The following is a 21,709-nucleotide window of genomic DNA, read 5'->3' on the forward strand; positions in this document are numbered from 1 at the left end:
GATTGCTGTGATAGTAGACTGTAACGATGTGTTCCCTTGTATAAGCGTTATTCGCTCGCAATACAATTCTGTATGCAACTAACCGTTGTGTTGGCGGCAGCTGTAGTAGGGTCGATTGGAAAGCACGGTAGTGAATGTTCGCCTTGTAACACCATCATTGTAGTTGCAAGCTCCATATTCCAGGTCGATAGGTTGCCACAACTATTAAGTGCGTTATTAGCGTTCTTCCAACGGTTGGCCAAATCGATACTTTTCTTGTACACCGGTGTTAAGGTGTTATGCCCGAACCAAAACCGCCCCGCAGAAAGGATATAGAACATCATTGGCAGTACATAATCGTACTTAACCGAAACCATTACTCGAGCAGAAGCCGCCACTAAAAATTCTTCCCTATCGCTGCCCGGTTCCAGTTGTATCATTTTCAACCAGTCGGGGCGCTCGTTGGTTTCGTCGCTATAATTTTCCGGGTTAAATTCTGTGATCATTTCATTCCACGATATTGCTCTTTCAAAAAACGGAATCAGATTGAAGTTGATCACATCATTTTTCCATGATTCATCGTTACCAACGGCCCATTGCGTTTTGAACAAATCTATAAGCTGTTCAATGCATTGACGCTTTAAACAGCGTTGATAGTGCCCCAGTGTATCGGTTTTATTTTTTTTATCTAAAGCCAGAAATATTGTGTCGAATGATTGGATATAGGCCTGCCTGCTTACATTGTAAGCTGCAAGAATGGCGTGGTAGGTTTCGTTTTGCCAATTAACAAACACTTGCGAGTCTTCAAGGCAAACAGCGGTAACGGTTACAACAACGGCGTATTGCTCAGCTTCGCAAAGCAAAGATACGGCAATGTTCCCCGATAATTGGCTGCTGCTTATATCGGTACTCGTGCTGGTATTATTGGCTTCGGCCGTAATCAGTTCTGGCCCTATCAGGAGTTTGGCTGTTGCTGTCTCGCCTTTATTCGCGATATACGATACGACGATAGAGTTGGCCCTATAGCCGTCGGCAATGGTAATGTTGGATCGGTCAAAAGGGGGAGCGCCCTGAAACGCAACGTTGTATGTTAGGTTGGCATTTGGAGGGGCAGGTAATATTTTCCCCTGATAACGTTGCGTTAACGGCTGGTAGTTATCTCGGGTGATATCACTAGCGGATTGAACGCCTTCTATTGTTGTGCCCTCAATTATTTCATCTTCCCACGGTGGAACCGCAAGTACGAAGTTTGTACCCTTAAATTGTTGCTCTCGCTCAATAAGTTTTTTTGCAGGGTTTGGTAGTGAAAATTCTAATAGTAATCTCGCGTCTTTCTTTTCCAGAAAAATGGCGTAACGTTCGTTTACCCACCGGTACTTTCCGCTAATATGCTCCGTCCCTTCACGATTATCAAAGCTTCGTGTGTTTTTTATACGGAACATTGAATGGCTTAGTGTAGATCGAGCGCTTCTAATTTTTTTATCGGATAGATTTACCGATTTGTCCAGAATATGTCTGGCGAAACTCTCGGCGCTGTCAGTTGGTGTAAAAGTACTGTTACTCGTATCAACTCGACCTGGGGAGTCGAACCAGCCGCCCGTTATGGCGCTGGAGAGGCCGTCACTATTGTACGCATTACTTAAATCGTTAAATACTCGTTCTACAGCCATTAACGGCTCGATTTTACTGCTGCCATCTAAGCGGTAATCTGTGCGTGTGGATGATAGGCTGTCATCTGCGGTTTCACTTATTAACCGGTCTTCGTGTTTGTTTTCGTACACTCGTTCCCTAAACTCGCTTTTCATCACGTTTTCAACGTGAGCTAGCTCTCCTTCACAATACTCTAGAAGTTGCTGGCGTAGTGTCATTACATCCGAAATACCGAGTATTTTTACCGCAGTGGGGTTTTGCCCGATAGCATTTTTTTTACCCGCTTCGGCTTCAGGCAACGGTATAGGGAATATTGAGTCACTGAGAACGGCATTTGCTTCAAGCAGGTCGGCTATGGCATCTTCTGTCCACGACAATTTTTCTTCCGTTGTTACGCTATCGGCGAGATTGAAAACCATTAAACTGAGCAGCAACGCGTCGATGTGACGACCGTTTCGGATGCCGGATACTAACCATGCTATAGCGCTATTTTGCAGGCGGGATAAGGTCGTTAAATAATTTTTATCAGTACAGAATTCTGAAGGGTGTACACCGGTAAGGTGTTTAAAGGCGAGTTCCATTGCCGTTATGCTGGTATATTGCTGGTTGAGAAATACAGAAATATTCGGTTCCACTAGCGTGTTATACGGTACTGGTAAAGATGAAATGTTAGCCACATATTGCCCCGTATAAGGGGGTTCGCCTTTGAGGTACTGGTTGGCAAGGAGGGTCATTTTATCTCTAGTACCTGAGCTTGCTGTTCTGGCGTTGATTAGCTCTATTTGGAAATCTGTTAGGTTGTCTATGTTGAAAAAACGACGTTCTACTTGCTTCGAATCTGGTGTTTCAATAGCACCGGGGAAGGTAAAAGACGAGAAATATTGGGCAGGCCTTTGATTACCAATAATCACCATTTTGTTGTCGGGTTTTTCGGGCAGTGCGGGGCATTCTGCTCCGGGCCAGTGCGTGAGTATTTCGTCTAAGACTAGGACGGTAGCGCTAGGTGTGCTGGCAACCAGTTTGGCTACATTTTTATGGTCTATTGTGAGGGTAGCGCCGCATTCCAGAAAACTTTTGGGCGCTGCGCAATTTGTCTTCCAGACAAGGCTTTCATTTGGCGATAGCGTTTCTGAGTGATAGGCTTCTGCCCCATGGGTTAAGGTGACGAGCGCGTTTACTACGGCTCCTGCTTCACCAAATACTCGCCACTTGGCTTTCCAGTGATCAGCTAATTCAGTCATGTCTGAACAGCTTTGGCCGTTGATTATATTCCATTCATGAAGTTGTTCAATCTGCTCGTTATAGTGCGTTATGTTAGCGCAGATAGAGAGCTCCACGGTTGTGTTCAGGCATTCTGTCAAGCGGACAGAGCCGGCGATTACTAGAGAGCGATTGAACGAAAATGTAAGTGTGTCTCCAATATGGAGCGTACGCTCGTCCATTTCGTCGTCCCTATAAGAAACCACGATACACAGCGTATGTTGGGTGTCGGGTATCTCATACCAACGTACTGTAAGCCCGTTTTTTGACCATTCATGCCAAAGGTTATTGTCGTTGCAGACGGTTTGAGTATTCATGTGATATCCGTATTCATTTAATGATCTAGCATTGTGGTAAGACGAACCGAAAATTACTTTGTGAATGTTTTCTATGCGTTCATTTTTCTATGGCGTCCTTCAATTCTTTTTTCGCCTGTTGAACGCGCTTTCTGGCATTATCCTGCGTAATATTTAGCGTTGCGGCTATATCGCTATAGGGCCATTCGTTCAAAACTCTTAATTGATACGTTATGCTCATTTTTTGCGGCATTCTATTTATAGCGTTAGTCACGAGAAAAGAGAGTTCTTCGCAATTGAGTAATGCTTCTGGGTTTTCCCCATAGTGAGTGGATTCGCACAGGGTGTGGTCATCAGAAAGTGATTGGCCAATCTCTTCGAGATACTTCCTGTTTTCACGCCAAATATCCATACAGATATTGCGCGTTAAACAAATTATCCAGGCTAAAGGGGTGTGTAGCTTTCCCGCGTAATTTGAATATTTTGAAACACCTCTTAGTGCCGCTCGGCTCATCGCATCTTCCGCATCATGTTGGTTTCCTTTCATCCAGAAAAAACAGCGTTTATAGATTACTTTGCGGTTGTTGGTCCATACGAACCAAAACTCTTCTTCTGGCGTGGAAAATTTATGGGGTATATTGATAAGTCCATTGTCTGTTTTTATGTCATTACCTACGTCCATACGATAGAGCCTTTCCTTAGCGATAGTGTATCCAATCGGTACTGGAGTGTTGGTCGGTTTCTAACTCCATTCATGCGCTGGTTGTTTTAATCTTTTAACCTGCTGGTTATATCATTGCACCTTCTCAGAAACTCGCCTATCACACGCGATAACAGATCCTTTTTTACACATCTTTATGTAGCCGTTTTACGGAACGTTTTTGTGGCTATTACTAGGGCTGCCTGGGGTTTTAGGCGGTGTTTAAATGTAGAGCAGGAAGACGTTTAGAAACATCGCGGTTGGCAGGTATTTATTGTTGCGCAATAAACCGCACATAAAATATGTACTGTTTATTGCGTCTTGCTATACGCGGCGTTCTATCAAACGACAGAATGCTTGTTGTCACGCTATTTTATTAATTTGTCTGTCAGTTATCATGTAAAGTACTGGCGTTTATTGTGATACGTCAATGAAACATTCAGGGCAATAAAATGAATCGCTGGCGGGGTGTTATCAGTTAACGGTGGGAATGCTGTGGCGGTATACCTTCTGCGTTTGGCATAGCTTGAGTCTTAGCCTAAAAGCGTTACTATTCTATTTGTGTGGTGCTCAAACTCTCGTTGGAATTGCTTAAACGAGAGGCAAATGAAAGATAAACGTTAACGATAAACAGGAGAATATTGTGAATATACGTGAAAAAGACGAGCTGTCTAAAATGGATGCTATAACGCTATTGATGGAGCGTAGCCATGCAGAGGCGCAGTTATTCTGGCAGCGTAACAATTTTCTATTCTTAACGAATACGGCGTTGCTCGGCGCCGCTTTTTACTATTTTTTTATTAACGTGCCCGTAGACAGCCCTTCCTCGGAAATTAAAACGGTGGTATCCATTTCGGGGCTGTATGTGTCCTTAATCTGGTTCCTTTTTAATAAGGTTGGGCGAAGAATGAACCACGTGTATATGCAAGACGCGAAGAACATTGCAACATCAGACCCATTATTATTAACACTTTTTGAAAACAGCCTAGGTGACAAGGTGCCGTCTGAGGCCGTGAGCAAGGCGGGCCGGCCGCTTGTTGATAAGATCAACCATAACCTTTCAGCAACGATGGTCAATTATACGTTTATCGCCGGTTTTTTAGCGGGATGGGTTTACGTGCTATTGCGGCCGATAGGAAGTTAAGGGTGGGCGCTCTTCTTTTGGTAGGGCGTACCGGTTATCGATAGGCCGCAAAGCGTAGTCATTTATGCCAAAAGCTGCATTGCCCTAAACATGGCGCCAATATTTTCATTGTCCTATTTTTTTGAGTGAATTAGGCGTACAACACTAGATTAATTATGGTGTTTCTTTTCAATGAATCTAAAGGTGTGGAGCCTCGTTGCGCGTGTAGTAAGGCGCTATTGATGCCATCTATGAAACAGGACTGGAAAGTATGCGTACTCTCGATAAAAACAAAAAGCTAATCCCAAAATTGAAAGCTGCGAACGCTGTAATGCCGCCCAAATTAGCCGGCCCGAGGCTAGGCGAACCCTTTAATGTATGTGCACGGCGCGCTATCGGTAATAACGGTGTGCAACGACAGTTACAGCGCGATGAGAGCGGCGCTGAAAACCGTACGGGGTTGCCGGACAATCTTAAGGCGGGGTTGGAGCGCCATTCGGGTTTAGATCTGTCGGATGTACGCGTGATTCGTAATTCACCTAAACCGGCTGCGCTGAACGCACTGGCTTATACGCAGGGCCGCTCGATTCATCTTGCGCCCAACCAGGAGAAACATTTGCCGCACGAAGGCTGGCATGTGGTGCAGCAATTACAGGGTCGTGTAAAGGAGGCTGGGCTGCACATTAACAATACGGCTATTAATACAAACCCACGCCTCGAAAGTGAAGCGAACAGGTTGGGCAGGCAAAGTGCAAACCCGAATGTTGCCGCTCAGCCACCACCGCGCACCTTAGCGAAAGCCTGCTTCGCGCGTTCGGCTAAGCAGCCCGTGCAGCGTGAGGTTAGGGTAGGTGGGGGCAGCGCCCGGGTAAAAGAGGCCGACTATCTGCTGGGTGGACGAAAAAGCGCCGAGGGCAGCCGGTTTCCTGTACGCGCACTGATAAAAGATAACGTACGACGTGTCTTTAGCAGTGTCGCGGAGCTGGAATCGTACGCTAATGGCAAAACCGACTATATCGGCGATGTGAAGACTTCAGCCGCTGGCACGCTGTGGTATCGATTACCGGAGAACAGGCTCACGGTACTGGGTGAAAGGCATCATAACCCTAACGGCAACGTAGAGGACGTGATTCTGGGCTTAAATACCGCCCGCTTTATGTATGAGCCTTACCATGAATTTACCGACGTTCCGCCCATTGCCGGTTGGCAGCTAGGCGACAGCACACAAAAACGTATGCAACAAATTGAGAGCGGCCTAAGTATTGGCTCCCGCGTAAAACGTGGACGTTTTGAACCACACCTTGAGAATATTGTTATCAAGGCAATAACTGGCGCTGCAATTACGCGAAATGAATTTATAGCCGGTAATCCCGCAACTATGCGGGGTCTAGACAAAAAAACCTGGAGCGCTCGTGCAACAACGGGAGACTACTCCTACGGAGAGCGCGTAGCGTTGTATTTATCGATGGCTATTCATATTGCCAACGATATTTCTGCTTTTCATTTTGGCCCAGAAATTTTGATTGAAAGCCTTTATTTTAATAGTGCGCGGAAGTTATCCAACTATTATCGTGATAACCAAGGTGTACTGGATGCGTTCATGAACACCAAAGATAACGACGATTTAATCGGTATTTTTGAACTGACAGCTAAAAATGGTTTCGCAGACTTAAGAGTGTTTAAAATGTTCACCTTAAAGTTTCACGAGTATGCTTCACGCTATATAGAGCAACTTGGCGTGCAACAGAAAAATGCCGTGTTAGAGCAATCTGGGCAAGCTTTGTCTGGTAATCTGGGTGCCACGTTGCAAACGTTAAGCCCTGCGCGTGAAGAAATTATGTGGGAACGGGTTCTGCACGGGACTAAACACAACTATTTAATTGCCGGTATGGGCGATGCACACCGCCAGAATTTAAAGGTACGTTTGAGTAAAGCCAGTATTCGGCACGAAGAGATTGAACAGGGGCTACAGGCACAACAACGTCGAGTGAATAGCCGGTGGGTTTCGTAGTGTTAGGCCCTCCAATTAATTGTGAGCATAAGCGAAAAGAAGCTCGAGCGCTTAGCGTAAAGGCGCACGAGAGAGAAGCACAAAGGGACTATGATGCAGCCCTGAATTTTTACCGGCAATCGTTAGCACTGTATAACGACGAAGCAGTAGAAACGGCCTATTACACATTGTTGGCCATTACGGGCCCTCAGTAACAGCGAAAATAATAAAAAAGGAGTGTGATATGCACGACGTAAAGGATCATGGCAGCCTTAATACCGATAATTCGGCTGACGGGAACAGTAAAAATGGGAAGCTCCATGCCGATTATCGTGATGCCTCGCTAGATCCTATCATTCAGCGAAAATTGTGTACTACAGCAACAAACTTTGGCAATAAAGAACAGAATATACGTCAGAAAAAAGGCAATAATACAGGCCTGCCAGACACTCTTAAAGCAGGCATAGAAAATCTTTCTGGCTATGCAATGGATGATGTAAAAGTTCATTACAATTCCCATAAACCGGCCAAAATTCAAGCGCATGCCTATGCACAAGGTAATGCTATACACGTGGCGAGTGGCCAAGAAAAACATCTTCCCCATGAGGCGTGGCATGTTGTTCAACAGAAGCAGGGTAGAGTACAGCCTACGCTGCAGATGAAAAAAACAATGGCCATTAATGACAATAAAGCACTCGAAAGAGAAGCGGATGTAATGGGGGCAAAGGCAGCGTCTTTTTCAGCGCAAGCGAAATCTGCACCTTTAAAAAAAATACCGGTTACGAAAAATGTAGTACAGCGATTTTATGTCGAGGCTGATAACCCTGATGGCTATAAGTGGCTCGAAAATTCAGAATGGGATGCACGGTATTACGAAAAAAGTAGCCGCCAACCTTTTATAATGCGTTCACTTTATAGAAGAAATAATACCGCAAGGCCCAGAAGTACATCTATTGAGCGAAAATGGTCACGTCAAACCAAAAAATTCGGGCGTTCTTTAAATAGACAAAAGCGATCCTTCTCTGATTTTGTACCCGGTAGAGCCGAAGATAATCTGCTTAAAAATATTCCAACAACACGCAAAGTGGGTGAAGACGTATCGCATCGACATGACATGGGTGAAATTCACAATCAAATACGAGACGCCGCTTTACCCGATTATGCTCAGGCGGTAGCCATGTCTATTGCAGACCGGGAAGACAAGGATGTAGGAGAAGTACGGTACATAATTTATACACTACAAAATATGCACTCCAGAACTATAGACGCGCGCGCCTACCAAAACCTGACAAGAGCGATTGCGAAAAGTGTAGCAGGGCTTGCCGGCGAAGATAAAAATAATCGAGTAGAAAAATTACGAGAAATGGTCGAGCGGCTTCCAGAGCATTACAGAGAGTCCGTTGTTAATATGGCGCATAAAGCAATTAACCCACATGATCGACAAATATCGGTGCCGGACGCGGTTTTCTTAGGGCCAAGTAAAGTAGAACACTCATCTTTAGTAGAGGCATTTGAAGAGCCGTCAAGTGTTAAAGCTAAAAGCTCTGCAGATGACCACCTGCATATTAGTAATAGAGGTGTTCAGCAGGTGGTTCGCATAGAGGGTGAATTGTATACGCCAATTTACATGAGCGTTTTTGCCGATGCATCGGGGAAAAAAGGCAAGCCGGCCTTTAAGGACTTTGAGCAGGATGAAAACGGCCAAATAAAAATTCATACCGGTGGCAGTGGCGACAAAGAAAATACACTTTGGATAAGTATTGGCCGACCGCTACGGCAAATAAAGTGGATCGAAAAATATGGTAGCCAAGGGGGTACCCCTTTAATTCGTTCGTTTTTAATACCGCTGCCCGTGGCTAATATTATTTCTGGTGAGACGGCAACAGAGCATAGAACCAAAGGGTATGATGTTGATTTTAATGTGGATAAACATTACGAAATGAACCAAACCGGCATTAACAAAGCGGCCTCGCTTGAAATGTTACGGCGATACGCCCTGCCAGGGTCTTTACGCACCTATAGTGACCCCCGCGTTTTCGTGAAAAAACCACCGCCTAACGCTTGGGGCGATACGCGCAGCCTTCATGAACTTAATGAACAAATGGGTATTCCGAGCGAACGCTTGAAAGATTTTGACGTTTTTGTTGACCATACTGGACAAGATTTCACCTCTCAAAAAGAGTATGGAAGGCAAGCCGATGATTTGGCTAGAATTTACGCGTATTACCATAAAAATGCTAGTTTGCTTCCCGAAGGTGAGGATATGCCGATGGACGCAGACAGGCAGGTGAAAGACTTTTACAATAAACACCGGCCGCGAAAAAAAATTAGCCTAAGAAACTTTATTGAAAATTATGTAAGGCCGTGGGCATCTCAAGCGCAAATATCCAAGGTGATCGCTGATGATTATGAAGATATTGTTCAGCACCCAGAGATGCTTCCAGAAGAAGCGCCCAAAATCTCACTTAGCTCAACGTCACGCAAGCGCCATCGCGGTGAGCGACGTTCCGCATCGGTGGCGCTATCACGACATATACAAACACTCATGCAAAGTCGCTATCAATTTCTGCAACAAATTACTGCAGCCGCAGGAGAGATTGTAAAAGTTTTTGGCGATAAAACGTATAAAGGAAAGGGTAAGCGCTATCTTGGGCCTATTAGGGATTGGGTGGGTACGGTACAGAATAATTACGGTTTTTCCAGCGGTAATATTGAATCGATTAAAACGTATCTACCCCAATACCGAACGCAAATTGTCGATCACTTAGCTGTATTGGAGCAACACTGTTCCGGTGATGCAGGGCTCAAAGCCGTTAAGCAATGTCTTCAGGATGCGCTCTTTATTCAATTAGACACCTCCACAGTAAAGCTCTCGGGCTATTCCATGCCCGTTAGCTTTAGTTCTACTGGCGATAAAAGTAAACGAGTGCCGTTGGAACCAGATGCCGAAGTGCGAGATGGCCTTAATCGTGTATTGCAGGTAAACAACACCGCGGGTGGCGGAGACTGTTTCTACCATTCGCTTCACGAGGCGCGAAGTGGTAATCGCTCCAATCGAGTCGCACAGCAAACTATTAGAGATCAAATTGTTAGAGTATTGCGCGGCAACCCCAGGCTTGCGGCGTCTCATTTCGGCGGCGGGGCAGGTGGGTTGGCATCTATGCAGCGCTTTATTACTGAAATTTCCACACAATCCACGTGGGTTCCCGATCACGGCCCTGCGATTATTGCCGATGCACTACGTCTTCGTATTATTATCCATAGGCCCAATGGCTCAATTTATTATGATGCACAACCCAACGCAACAATTGTAGGCCCTGCGCAAGGGGTTATCCATGTTCAATATACTGGGGCGCACTACAACTCTTATACCTTGCTGGGTGTGTAGTGCTAAAACATCTTGGCAATCAATCTTGATTATAAATTTTCATTCTGAGGGAAGGTTGCGGAAGCGAATGTAGATAAAAGGTGTCGCCTACCACGCATTAGGTCGGTAGGCGAGGTATTGTAAATGCCGTATGGCGCCTTTGAAATAGTGCGACACCTTGATGAATGATGTCGTTTCATGCGCCGTTATTGGCATTAAGTGGCGAATAATGAATAAAACGTCTATATAATTTTACGCTCTGAATTTTAGTAGAGCGTAACGTTTATTTTGGGTATTAGAGCGGTAACGTGAGTGTTTAAAGCCAATAATAAAGGCAATGTAATATCTTATATGCAGGAGGCATACTAATGGAAAATTATATCGATACTATAGATGTGAATCAGTATTTACCCGCGATTGTGGCGGGGGCTACTAACGTTTTATTTGCGATTGTTATATTGTTGGTTGGGCTATTTGTTGCGAATAAAACGAGCACCATAATCTATAAAATAGGTGGGCGATACGAAAGCTTGGATGATACGTTGTTTCGGTTTTTGGGGAGCGTGGCTAAGTATATTATCCTAGCCTTTGTTGTAATTGCAGTGCTCAATCGCTTTGGTGTGCAAACGGCGTCAATTGTGGCGTTGCTGGGTGCTGCAGGCTTAGCTGTAGGGCTCGCACTGCAAGGTGCGCTTTCTAATCTGGCGGCTGGCGTTATGTTGCTTCTATTTCGACCTTATAAAGCGGGTGATTTTATTGCCGCTGCTGGCCGGTTTGGTAATGTTCAAGAAATTGATTTGTTTACAACTATTCTAAAAACCTTTGACAATCAACATATTATTATTCCCAATAGCCAAATTTGGGGCAGTCAAATTATTAACCATTCACATCATAGTGTTCGAGGTGTCGATATGCATTATGGTGTTGCCTATAAAGAGAATACTGATGTGGTTCGGGGCATTATTCAAGCCGTTCTGGATTCCCACCCGCATATTCTGAAAGAGCCAAAACCTTTCGTAGAGGTAGAAACTCTCAATGATAGTTCGGTGGACTTTCTGGTGCGGCCGTTTTGTATGGGTGAACATTATTTTGAGGTGTTGTATTCTATTCCTGAGCAAATAAAGAAAGCGCTAGATAAAGAAGGTATAGAAATACCGTTTCCACACCGTAAACTTATTATTGAAAAAGAGTCATCAATAGATTGACACGCAATAAAATAATTTTCAGGTTTAATGTAGCGTCGCTGTTGTCTTTCTCGGAAAGAGAGTTGTGTTAAAAGTACCCATAGTGAAAAAGGAATACAAATGAGTCTCTCATTCCAACTAAATTTTAATGGCGACTGTCAGGAAGCCTTTACCTTTTATGCCCAACACCTAAACGGAAATGTAGGGCTTCTGCTATCGTTCGAGCATTCACCGGCAAGTGCGAGTGTGCCAGACTATTGGCAAAGTAAAATTGTACATGCCAATATTGATATAGGCGGTGTTGAAATAGCCGGCGCAGACGTTATGCCGGATCAGTATGTAAAACCTTGTGGTTTTTATGTGTTATTGAGTGTTGAATCTGAGAAGGACGTTAATAACGCGTTTGACACGTTGAGTGTTGGTGGGGAAACGATATTACCCCCACAAAAAACATTTTGGTCGAAGCGCTATTGTATTGTCATTGATCGTTTTGGCGTTCCCTGGAAAATAAACTGCATGGCGCAATAGCGTTGCTGTAGGTTTTTTTGGTTGAATCGGCTAAAAAAATTTGGCAAAAAATCGGGAGCAGGGTGGGATGTTATGTGCCCACCTTTCACGATTATTGTCTAGCACTATTGTAAGCCTTTTCGCACGATACAATATTAGTTGGCTTTGTTCAGCTTTTATCAATTCGTTAACGTATACCATACGGCTATAACCGCTTTACTCGTTCCCCCGCTACCGTTCCTTTCACCCGACCGTCACACTGCTAACCCTATGATTGCAACCGGTTACATTCGTATAGTGATGCGCTGTGCATTCATGTGTTTTTTGTGATGCCTTTGCATTAAACGTAATGCATGCAGTGTTGGCGGTGTCTCGAAATCGCTTGATATAGGCGCTATTTTTTAACGATTACTATTGTGTGGTTTCCGCGCTGTATAGCGAAGAAACCTAAAAACTTATTGGGAATATTACGGAATAAATACTATGAGCCGTTCGTTAAACCGTCGAACATTAGCCACAATGGTTGTGTTCCTAACGTCGATTGTAATTTTAGTAACATCGGTATTAATGTTTATTAATCGTTACAGCAATCAAGTTGCGACTGTCCATATTGTTGTGGGTTTTTTGTTTTTGGCCTTCGCCCATTGGCATGCGCTCAATAATATAGCGGCGCTTAAACTCTATCTTAATCCTAAGAATCTACTTAAACTTTCATCTAAACACGGGCTTGCAACGTTTGTTGCTGTTGGTTTCTCGGTAGGAATCGTTGTGCTTGCTGTTGTAGAGTTCGAGCCCTTCAAACGTTTTCACCAGTGGGGAACAATTATGAGGCTGTCTGGCGAAGTGGAGGCTAGTGAGGGTGAGGTTATATCGTATCGAATCGTTGATTATGGTAGCCAGCATACTGGCCGAGAACTGAAAGTTGATTTTAAAATGGGCCAAGCATTTCATTGGCCCCAATATGCGATTTGGATAGAAAGCCTTGATGGCTCGTTTATACAGCCCTTGTTTGTTACGGAAAGTGTGGCGACTAATACCTTTAAAAATAAAGTATGGTTATCGGATAGCGCCACAGTACTGAATTCGAACCCATTCGACAAAAAAGAATTTGAATTCGAAAGCCTTTTTTCTGAAGACTACAACGAAAACGCCAGTAATAATAAGTTTAGAGTGGAATCACTGCCGGTATTTTTACATAAATTTAACAAAACAGATTCGGCTGTTGGTACAGAGGGGGATACAGAAGGAGACACCAACGGTATACCTTTAGACGGCTATACGGGGGCAACGTTGTTCGATAACTATATTCTCTCACAGAAAATAAAGAATACAGCGATACAGCAGTTTAATGTATTTTTTGAGATCAACCAGTCATTTGATTTTAATGAGTACTACTCGAGCGATCGATTCCCCCACGATAAAGTCTATTCCGGTGATGGCTTTAGCGCTCAGCCGTCAGTTATTTATCATGCTCAAATAGATTTCAATTCGCCTACCACCTTATACCCAATGTCTTTAGCAGGGCATGGCCACCACTCGGGCCAAAACGGCGAGATACATCCCGAGGTTGGCAAACTTACAACTGCTCTGAAGCTTGTTGACCGCATTTTAATCGATGTGAGATAGGGCAATAATATAACGTGCGTTAAGGTAGTTCGTCATCTAGCGCCTATGCTATCCTCATTTTAGTGACTATATTAATTAAATGGGTTTGCGATGAAATTATTGAAGGTTGTTGTTGTAGCGTTATTATTATCTTCCTGTGCCGGAGTGCCTGAAGGTGTTGTACCTGTATCAGGTTTTGAGCTAGACCGGTATCTCGGTAAATGGCATGAAATTGCTCGCTTAGATCACCGTTATGAGAGAGGGTTGGAGCAAGTGACCGCCACCTATTCAATGGCCGATAATGGCTCCGTAGTAGCGCTTAACCGAGGTTTTTCAACGAAGAAAAAAGAATGGAAAGAAGCCAAGGGTAAAGCCGTATTTTCGGCTACTTCTGATATTGGTGATTTTAACGTTTCCTTTTTCGGGCCATTTTACGGTTCATATGTAATCTTTGAGTTAGACAAAGAGAATTACCAATACGCATTTGTAACTGGCAATAAGCATACCTTATGGTTACTGTCTAGAACGCCATACGTTAGCGAAGAAATAAAAGAAAGGTTTCTACAGCAAGTTGAGGCCCTAGGTTACAACACCGAAAAACTAATATTTACCACTCAAAAATAGTATTACGGTTTAGATAAAGTGGTTTTTTGTGAGCCTGCGTAGGTTATAGCCTGCGCAGGCTGTAATGGTATTGTTTTTGAGTTGATTGTGTTTAGGGGTTTGCTTTATATTGCGTGCTAGGGGGGCACCCCGGCCAATTTCGAAATGCTCTCGCTTATAGTTGCGTACCAGCCCGCCAGCCTTTATCAATACTCCCAATCTTCGTGTGCCAACGGCGCTGTATTTAATAGTTTTTGCAAAGAGCGCCAATTAGGGAGATTCTTTTCCATTAAGCTTTTAAAACGCTCGTTGTGGTTACGCTCGTGCAAGTGAATAAGTTCGTGTACAACAATATATTCCACGCATTCTAGCGGCTTTTTCGCCAACTCCAAATTCAACCATATGCGGCGCTTTTTAATATTGCAACTACCCCATTTGGTACGCATTTTTCTGATACCCCAGTCCGCCGCTATTTTGCCAACCTTGGGTTGCCACTTTTCCAATAGACTTGGAATAGTGGCTTTTAGTTGGCCTCGATACCATTCGGTGATTTGCTTTTCTTTTGTGGTCACGCTAGCACCTGATTTAACAAACAATTTGAGCTTGCCCGCTTTTAAATGCTCTACCTCTGGCTTGCCTTCTCGCTCTATCACCTCTAAGCGATATCGTTTACCTAAATAATAATGGCACTCACCAGAAATGTATTTTCGCTCTGTTTGCCGCGGCTGGTTTTTAAAATCTTGCTGTTGATTTTTAATCCAGCTTAATTTAGATACTACTGCCAAACGCACATTATCGTCGGTAATGTTTTCGGGTGCGGCCACGCGCACATGGCCATTGGGTGGGTATACCGCAAGATGAAGGTTTTTGATGCTTTTACGTACAATCTGTACATCAATACCGCTAACTAATAAATTCGGGGAAATATATATGCTTAACAAATATCATCGCGTTAATTTTTTAATAGGCACAGTAATTTTAGCTTCTTGCTCAAGTCATTATAAAGTTACGAAAATTCCTGAAAATGTACCGCGATTTCTTAAGGGCGGCGGGGCCTACTACTCTTTACCCAAAACTCAAATAGTTGTTCAGGTGCCGGTAACGCAAATAGAAATAAAACCTGGAAAACTAAGTTTTAAATACAAACAAAATGTTGCCAAGTGCAAAGCAAGGCAAAGCCTTCTGGCTCCTCCAGATGGGGATTTTACGCCCGGTTACAAACTGGCTCCAGGTAACATTTCGATTTCATCAATCGCCGTTCCAGACGAAGAGCACCGATACCGTTTAGAAGTCGACCCAAAGGCATTTAGCTCTTTTAGTCACACATTAGCCACTAGTAAAAGTGGCCTCCTAACCAGCTCAAGCACCTCTGTTAAAGATGGAGCAACTCAAGCAGTTTTAACATCAGCCTCCTTGATTGCTGAACTATCTTCAATCTCTCAAGGTTTCGCAGCAGCCGCAGCTGGAGCCGCAGCTAGTGGAGGCCAATGTGACGAAATGCTCGCAGCAGACGCCGTACTTAATACCCATAAATCATCAATTGATAAGCTAGAAAAAATACGAGAAGGTCTATTATTTAGCTCTGGTCTCGTTTCAAAATCTGACACCCTAAAGCTATCCCTTGCTCATATTGATAAAGCTATTGCCTCTTTAAAGAAAAAGCACAAAAAAGCTCTCGAAGATACGAACCCCAAGAATAAGAAAACTATGCATTTTGCTTTAATTGCGACGGTTGAGCCCGGCGAGTTCGCGACTTTGAGTTCTTAGCTAGCTTTTGATGCGATCGCAATGATTCCGCCACCAAAAGAAAACGATAAGTCTCCGACATTACCGCCAATACCGGACAGCAATGCTTTAACTGTTGCTCAACTAGTCGATATATCAAAAGTACAGAAACTTGTTAATAACTGGGGGACTACCATTGAAGTAGCACCAATTATTACTTACGAAGCCTGCAATCAAAATCGCAATGATGGTTTCAGCTCTGGAGGATATAGGTATCGCCTACCAGCTGACGGAACTGTCTCCATCAAGCGAAACGTCAAGACCGGCAGCCAGTCCGCCCAACTAAAGGAGGTCGCCAGAACGACGCTACCAATCGCTCAATATGGCCCTCTTGCGGAACTGCCTTCTGACTTTTCGGGAGGGGATGGAAACATTTCTTTCAGTGTATTCACTGATACCGGTACGATGCAAAGCTTAACTATCGGTGTGACACCTAAGCTGTCTGAAAACATTTCTGCTGCAGGTGACATAGTCAAGACCTACCGCACTGCTGAAGAAGCAGAAAAAGAAAAGGCTGACTTATTAGCAACTGATACGGCGGCAGCAGCTGAGGCAGCAGCAAGCGCCGAATTGGAAGTTCTCAGGAAAGAAAAGGAGCTACTGGAATTGCAGCGCGATATTCAGAACCTTAAGAACGAATTAAGCGGCGCCACCCAGAGCGATTAACTCAAGAGAGCTTTTGTGTAGAAGGTCGCCATATGCGTGATACATATAGCGATTTACTCTTTAGTTTATAAGTGGCGTTAATCTTTGGGTGCTTGCTAACCCATAGCTAACCCCAGAAGCCAAAAAGGCCACTCTTAAAGAGTAGCCTTTTTGAAGTTCTTCTTATAAATCAAGAAGTTATTTGGTGGAGCCTAGCGGGATCGAACCGCTGACCTCAACACTGCCAGTGTTGCGCTCTCCCAGCTGAGCTAAGGCCCCGTAATTTTTTGGCCTTTCCGAAGAAAGAGCGTAGAAGGCTTGCCTTCAAAGGGAGGCGCATTTTAACAGCCGCTGGCGAGGTGTCAATACTTAATGTGTGGGGTGGAGGTGTTCGGGTGCGAACCTTGTTATTCGGGGCGGTTTTGGCCGGTGTTGCTGGGGGTTGGGCGTGGTAGGTGGTTATACGGCTTAGAATCCCGTTTTGAGGGCGGGTGAGTCGGCCGCCCACTGGTCAAAATACAGCACGAGAGTTGCATCTTCGTCTAACTCAGGAGTTACCTTTGCATGCAGCAATGAAGATTTTCCGAGCCCTGATTTTCCATAGAGTAGGGTTAGCCGAGAAGAAAATATTTTATTGGTCAGGAAGTGAGCGTTTCTATCGCGGCCGTAGTAAATATTGCTATCGTCTTTGCTGTATGGCCGCAGCCCTATATAGGGGCGTTCAGGTGTGCCTGCGTCAAGTTCTTTGACCCTTTCGTTCACAGTTTTTGCCTCTTAGGCTCGTGACATATGAGCGTGTTCTTGTTCGTGTATACGATTAACAAAATCATCACGTTCTATGGGAAGTCTTTTGGCTCTGAGGCGACGCCATGCAATGTCTTCCATCGGTGAGGTAGATTTTCGAACGGCAAAGGTGGAGGCACGGCGGTAATGCCCGCCAACCGATTGGAAGACTTTCATTACCAATCGAAAATGCCATAGTTCCATGGCGTACCCCAAAAATAAGAGTGGACGCCTGTCTAGCCAGCGTGCAAACCGTGTGGGTATTTGGGTGGACTCGTGATAGCTTCTGCCAAGAAAGGCGAGGTGGTCCGATTCGGTAATGGCAACGGTGTCTAGTGTTAGGTCTTCATCTAGCGCTTCGTGTAACAGCGGTGAGCCGAGTGGTCGATAGATAACATTTTTATCTTTCTCGGTAATTAATTCATCTGCTGGACAAATTTCTGGGGTTTGCCCTTTTCGTAACACTAAGAGTTTGCCGTTGTGCCTGGATTCATACGAGCGGCCAATATGAGTGACAATGATATAATCGTGGCCCTCTTCGTCGAGACGGTTCTCGAGCATTAGGTCGAAACCGGTGTAAACAATAAACCATGGTTTTGTAATAGAGGTAATGAGTTCGTGTAGGCGGCAGGTTGGCGCTTTGGTGCTTTGCTCGTGTATAAGGCGGCTTAAATTTTTGAGGGATATCGCTCTGGAACCGATTCGTTGTTCGTTTCTTTCTGCGGCCATAGTGAGAATTAATTCGCTTTCTTCAGATTCTGGAGCGAGACCTTTTGCGAGTGCGTGCGGGCTAAGTGGGCCGTCTCCGTCAATAAACGGGTCGATAAACGGGATGCTGTCACCGCTGATCATACTGTCGCGCAACTCGGAAAAATGATCCGGTTCGCTTGAACGGTTAGAGCGTTGTTTTTTTTCTTCGGCTAATATTTTTCTACAACTTTTTGTTTATATGCAAGCAGTTCATTGTTTAGTAGCGTTTTGAATTGGGGGAGGGCGGTGTCGGGTTCGTTGCAGAAAAATGCAGCAGGGAGGTTAAGGTTGTCGCGAAATTGGTCTACCTATTCTCGCGTTTGTTGTGCTTTCTCCCATAGTTTCCCAGCCAATCTTCATCGGCCATTAAGGTAAGTACGGGAATATTGTTGTCTCGGGCATGTTGAAGTTCTAGCGCCGTAATGGAATCTATGCCGTTACCGCCTTCTTGGGCGGTGGGTGCCCACCCTTGCCGATAAGTGATGATGAGTATAAAGAGATGACAACTTTTAACTAAATTAAGGCAGGCTGCTACAGTAGAATCTGTACAGGCACCCATGTCTTCCATTATGACCGGATGCCACTGCATTCCTACAATAGCATTGCGTGCGGCGGCACGTTGATCGGTTAAATATTTCGAGGTTGAGGAGACGAACACCTTTGTAGAATGGTGTGCCACGCTGCTGTATGATGCTGGTTCTGTCATACGGGTTCTCGCTGTTCCATGCGTGTAAATTATCGAGATCCTTCGATAATTTTGGCTCGAAGGAAGCCTTAATAACGTTGCCTTACGGTTCCCAAGAGGTTAAAAGGGTAGCCATTCTTTCATTGAGAGTCTATTGGATTTTATTGTTTCCTATCGATAAGAGTACTCTTTATTTCTTGATTGGCGTAATGGCGTCGAAAACTATTGACCTGTGTCGGTATGGTTGACGCTTTCAAGCGGTTACACGTTGTATATTGATTTTTTTCAAATTATTCAAGCGTAGTAATCGACGATAAACGTTTAGTGTAATGTTAGTTAATAGTAGGGATAAACGATGATATTTACCGGTTTTTATAGGTTTTTATGTTGAGATCGTATTTATTTTTCGTTCGTGTCACTTAAGCATTAGGCGCGCAAATTATTTTTTTACTTAAGTGATATTGTTTAAATTTTAGGGTGGCCATCACATTAATGAAAGATTGTACTCAATGCGGAAAATGTTGCATTCACTATGGCGGTGGTGATTTGGCGGCTACGCCAGAGGAGGTTGAATTTTGGGAAACGTTTCGACCCAATATTAGCGAGTATGTGGCTAATGGTCGTTTGTGGGTTGATCCAAATTCCGGGAAAGTGTTGGATAAATGCCCTTGGTTGGAACACGATTCTACTAGCGAAAAATATTCGTGTGCAATTTATTATGATCGCCCCGAAGATTGCCGTCATTACCCAACGAGTATTGATGAGATGGTAAGAGATGAATGTGAAATGATTGAGGTGAAGGATCTTCGTAATAAAAATAAAGCGCAAAAAGAATTGGATATTTTAATGATTGAGAGCCGCCCACCGTTACACGGATATTAATCTTATGGAGGGCGTTAAGGATATTTCCACGTTGCATATTTTTACTGACGGTAGCGTTAACGTTAAAACGGGTGTTGGGGCAGGCGCCATACTCGTTTTAAGCGATGTTGATGCTAGTGTGTTATGTGAGGTGGATTTCAAACGGTATAGACAAGAAATAAAAATTGATGTTTTTAAAGGTACGAGCTCAACTCGGCTGGAGCTTCAGGCCCAGCTTTCGGCAATGAGCAATATTTCAACTTACGGCATAAGAAAAATTGTTTTTTATACCGATTCACAGAATATCTTAAGCCTTCTTTCGCGGCGAACCCGTTTAGAAGCGCTTAATTTTTTTTCGAAAAAAGGGAAGCGGTTGGCGAATGCGGAACTCTACCAACAGTTTTATGTTTATTGGGATGGTTTTGTAAAAAGCGGGTGCCAATGTGAATGGGTAAAGCTTGCGGGCCATTTGCCGGATAGTGCCAAAAATACTATCGATCAACTATTCTCCCTCGTTGATAAAGCTGCAAGGCAAGCAAATATGGATTTACATCGCAAATTGTTGTGATGGTTGGGATGTTTAATAAAGTGATGCAATAAGGCGATGTAATAAGGTGATGTATAAATGGCACTAAGCGCAACAATTTATAAGTTTACGATCGCGTTATCGGATTTGAATCGGCATTATTATGATTCAGTCGCGTTAACGGTTGCTCAGCACCCGAGTGAAAATGCAGAGCGAATGATGGCGAGGGTATTGGCATTTTGTTTGCACGCGCAAGAATTTCTTGAGTTTACAAAAGGCTTATCGACACCGGAAACACCGGATATATGGGCTAAATCGCTGGATGGTAATACGACGCTTTGGGTTGAGGTTGGAGAGCCGTCGGCTGATAAATTAAAAAAGGCTACGCGTATTGCTGACGAGGTTTGGGTTTATACCTTTAACTCTAAGTCAGAGGTGTGGTGGCAGCAGGAGCAGGTAAAAATCAACCCTTTGGCTTTGAAAGTGCGGCGGTTGGTTTGGGCAGAGGTGGAAACCTTCGCGGGAATGCTGTCGAGAAAAATGGATTTGTCGATGACGATTTCGGGTGACTCTGCTTTTATCGCCACGGACAAGGGCGAGTGCGAGGTGCATTGGCAAGACTTAAAAGACGCCTAACGTTCGCACCTGCACCTGTTTACGTGTGTTGAGGGGTGATCTATTTTCTACACACATAGATGCTATTGGTGGCATCTTTGTTCTGAAATGGGTTGTAAAAAGAAATAATGTGGGCCTCTACCTCGCAGAAAACGGTTTGTAATAGCGCTTTAAAATTGTCGTCGGGTAGGTCCTGCGACCACATGGCAAATATCCCGTTGGTTTTAAGTTGGGTTGCCATGGTTGTTAGGTTTTCGGTGGTATAGAAGCCTGCATTACTTGCGTTTAGAAATGCTGTGGGCGAGTGGTCTATATCCAGTAGTATTGCGTCAAATAATTTGCCTGGTTGTTGTGGGTCAAAGCCTCCTGTTGACGCAGGTTGGCCCGCCAGATCAAAAAAACTACCGAGTACGTAGCGGCACCGAGGGTCGGCATTTAGCGCTGCGCCGAGGGGTACTTTTTCTTGCTGATGCCAGTGAATAACGGTGTCTAATGCGTCGACTACCAGCAGGTGTTCTACGCGAGTTTCTTTAAGAGCGGCTTCTGCCGTATAGCCAAGCCCAAGCCCACCCACTACAACGTGTAGTTTTTCACCTTTAGTTGCGGCTAAGCCCAAAGTGGAGAGGGCGACTTCTGCGTCTACAAACATGCTGGACATCAAAAACTCGTCGCCAAGACGTACTTCGTAAATAGGGTCTGGCCCCAGTGCGGGTATTACGCGTTTGCGTAAGGATATTTCACCCAAAGGTGATGGCTGGCTGTCGATTTCTTCAAATAAAAGTGACATTGATGCGC

At 44.4% G+C, this 21,709-nt stretch carries 20 protein-coding genes and 1 tRNA gene; 13 read left to right on the forward strand and 8 right to left on the reverse strand.

Going from position 1 to position 21,709, the window contains the following annotated elements:
* Positions 1 to 47: 47 nt before the first annotated feature.
* Both H5647_RS13200 and H5647_RS13205 read right to left on the reverse strand, forming a co-directional pair.
* Positions 48 to 3,206, reverse strand: a complete 3,159-nt coding sequence (locus H5647_RS13200; RefSeq protein WP_045859163.1) for a hypothetical protein — start codon at positions 3,204 to 3,206, stop codon at positions 48 to 50.
* Positions 3,207 to 3,285: 79 nt separating this feature from the next.
* Entirely contained in the window at positions 3,286 to 3,867 is a 582-nt protein-coding gene (locus H5647_RS13205; RefSeq protein WP_052692063.1) for an RNA polymerase sigma factor, read from the reverse strand.
* A gap of 661 nt (positions 3,868 to 4,528) precedes the next feature.
* Here H5647_RS13205 and H5647_RS13210 point away from each other — a divergent pair.
* The 8 genes from H5647_RS13210 (at position 4,529) to H5647_RS13245 (ending at position 14,285) form a co-directional block, all read left to right on the forward strand.
* Positions 4,529 to 5,029, forward strand: coding sequence for a RipA family octameric membrane protein (locus H5647_RS13210; protein ID WP_045859164.1), 501 nt, complete (start codon positions 4,529 to 4,531; stop codon positions 5,027 to 5,029).
* 250 nt (positions 5,030 to 5,279) lie between these two features.
* Entirely contained in the window at positions 5,280 to 7,019 is a 1,740-nt protein-coding gene (locus H5647_RS13215; RefSeq protein WP_052692064.1) for an eCIS core domain-containing protein, read from the forward strand.
* Entirely contained in the window at positions 7,019 to 7,213 is a 195-nt protein-coding gene (locus H5647_RS13220) for a hypothetical protein (RefSeq protein WP_045859167.1), read from the forward strand. Before H5647_RS13215 ends, H5647_RS13220 begins: the two co-directional genes overlap by 1 nt.
* A gap of 29 nt (positions 7,214 to 7,242) precedes the next feature.
* Complete coding sequence (locus H5647_RS13225; RefSeq protein ID WP_082087055.1) at positions 7,243 to 10,386, forward strand: eCIS core domain-containing protein; 3,144 nt, start codon at positions 7,243 to 7,245, stop codon at positions 10,384 to 10,386.
* Between the two features lie 347 nt (positions 10,387 to 10,733).
* Positions 10,734 to 11,570, forward strand: coding sequence for a mechanosensitive ion channel family protein (locus H5647_RS13230; protein ID WP_045859169.1), 837 nt, complete (start codon positions 10,734 to 10,736; stop codon positions 11,568 to 11,570).
* 99 nt (positions 11,571 to 11,669) lie between these two features.
* Complete coding sequence (locus tag H5647_RS13235) at positions 11,670 to 12,077, forward strand: VOC family protein (protein ID WP_045859171.1); 408 nt, start codon at positions 11,670 to 11,672, stop codon at positions 12,075 to 12,077.
* Between the two features lie 462 nt (positions 12,078 to 12,539).
* Entirely contained in the window at positions 12,540 to 13,682 is a 1,143-nt protein-coding gene (locus tag H5647_RS13240; RefSeq protein ID WP_045859173.1) for a hypothetical protein, read from the forward strand.
* A gap of 90 nt (positions 13,683 to 13,772) precedes the next feature.
* Positions 13,773 to 14,285 (forward strand): lipocalin family protein, encoded by a 513-nt coding sequence (locus H5647_RS13245; protein ID WP_045859176.1) that lies wholly within the window; start codon positions 13,773 to 13,775, stop codon positions 14,283 to 14,285.
* Between the two features lie 185 nt (positions 14,286 to 14,470).
* On the opposite strand, the gene H5647_RS13250 is transcribed toward H5647_RS13245, so the two are convergent.
* Positions 14,471 to 15,205, reverse strand: coding sequence for a M48 family metallopeptidase (locus H5647_RS13250; RefSeq protein WP_045859180.1), 735 nt, complete (start codon positions 15,203 to 15,205; stop codon positions 14,471 to 14,473).
* On the opposite strand from H5647_RS13250, the gene H5647_RS13255 reads away from it, so the two are divergent.
* Positions 15,195 to 16,031 (forward strand): DUF4831 family protein, encoded by an 837-nt coding sequence (locus tag H5647_RS13255; RefSeq protein WP_045859182.1) that lies wholly within the window; start codon positions 15,195 to 15,197, stop codon positions 16,029 to 16,031. The two genes, H5647_RS13250 and H5647_RS13255, sit on opposite strands and share 11 nt — an antisense overlap.
* 21 nt (positions 16,032 to 16,052) lie before the next feature.
* Complete coding sequence (locus tag H5647_RS13260) at positions 16,053 to 16,715, forward strand: hypothetical protein (RefSeq protein ID WP_045859184.1); 663 nt, start codon at positions 16,053 to 16,055, stop codon at positions 16,713 to 16,715.
* Between the two features lie 182 nt (positions 16,716 to 16,897).
* Here the strand turns inward: H5647_RS13260 and H5647_RS13265 are convergent.
* The 4 genes from H5647_RS13265 to H5647_RS13280 all read right to left on the reverse strand — a co-directional run bounded on the left by H5647_RS13265 (position 16,898) and on the right by H5647_RS13280 (position 18,933).
* Positions 16,898 to 16,973, reverse strand: a tRNA-Ala gene (locus H5647_RS13265).
* A gap of 189 nt (positions 16,974 to 17,162) precedes the next feature.
* A complete protein-coding gene (locus tag H5647_RS13270) occupies positions 17,163 to 17,456 on the reverse strand; it encodes an nSTAND1 domain-containing NTPase (RefSeq protein ID WP_045859188.1) in 294 nt (97 codons plus the stop codon).
* Positions 17,457 to 17,468: 12 nt separating this feature from the next.
* A complete protein-coding gene (locus tag H5647_RS13275; RefSeq protein ID WP_045859189.1) occupies positions 17,469 to 18,329 on the reverse strand; it encodes an SIR2 family protein in 861 nt (286 codons plus the stop codon).
* A gap of 202 nt (positions 18,330 to 18,531) precedes the next feature.
* Positions 18,532 to 18,933 (reverse strand): DUF4062 domain-containing protein, encoded by a 402-nt coding sequence (locus H5647_RS13280; RefSeq protein ID WP_045859192.1) that lies wholly within the window; start codon positions 18,931 to 18,933, stop codon positions 18,532 to 18,534.
* A gap of 471 nt (positions 18,934 to 19,404) precedes the next feature.
* Between H5647_RS13280 and H5647_RS13285 the strand changes: the two genes are divergently transcribed.
* The 3 genes from H5647_RS13285 to H5647_RS13295 are packed head-to-tail and all read left to right on the forward strand — an operon-like array spanning position 19,405 to position 20,935.
* Positions 19,405 to 19,794 (forward strand): YkgJ family cysteine cluster protein, encoded by a 390-nt coding sequence (locus H5647_RS13285; RefSeq protein WP_045859194.1) that lies wholly within the window; start codon positions 19,405 to 19,407, stop codon positions 19,792 to 19,794.
* Between the two features lie 4 nt (positions 19,795 to 19,798).
* Positions 19,799 to 20,341 (forward strand): ribonuclease HI, encoded by a 543-nt coding sequence (locus H5647_RS13290; RefSeq protein ID WP_045859196.1) that lies wholly within the window; start codon positions 19,799 to 19,801, stop codon positions 20,339 to 20,341.
* Between the two features lie 57 nt (positions 20,342 to 20,398).
* Positions 20,399 to 20,935 (forward strand): YaeQ family protein, encoded by a 537-nt coding sequence (locus H5647_RS13295; protein ID WP_045859198.1) that lies wholly within the window; start codon positions 20,399 to 20,401, stop codon positions 20,933 to 20,935.
* A 40-nt stretch (positions 20,936 to 20,975) separates the two neighbouring features.
* On the opposite strand, the gene H5647_RS13300 is transcribed toward H5647_RS13295, so the two are convergent.
* The gene (locus tag H5647_RS13300; RefSeq protein WP_045859200.1) at positions 20,976 to 21,701 is read right to left on the reverse strand and encodes a polyamine aminopropyltransferase; all 726 of its coding nucleotides are present in this window, start codon (positions 21,699 to 21,701) and stop codon (positions 20,976 to 20,978) included.
* Between the last annotated feature and the right edge of the window lie 8 nt (positions 21,702 to 21,709).

This window comes from Teredinibacter purpureus (assembly GCF_014217335.1).
Taxonomy (GTDB): domain Bacteria; phylum Pseudomonadota; class Gammaproteobacteria; order Pseudomonadales; family Cellvibrionaceae; genus Teredinibacter; species Teredinibacter purpureus.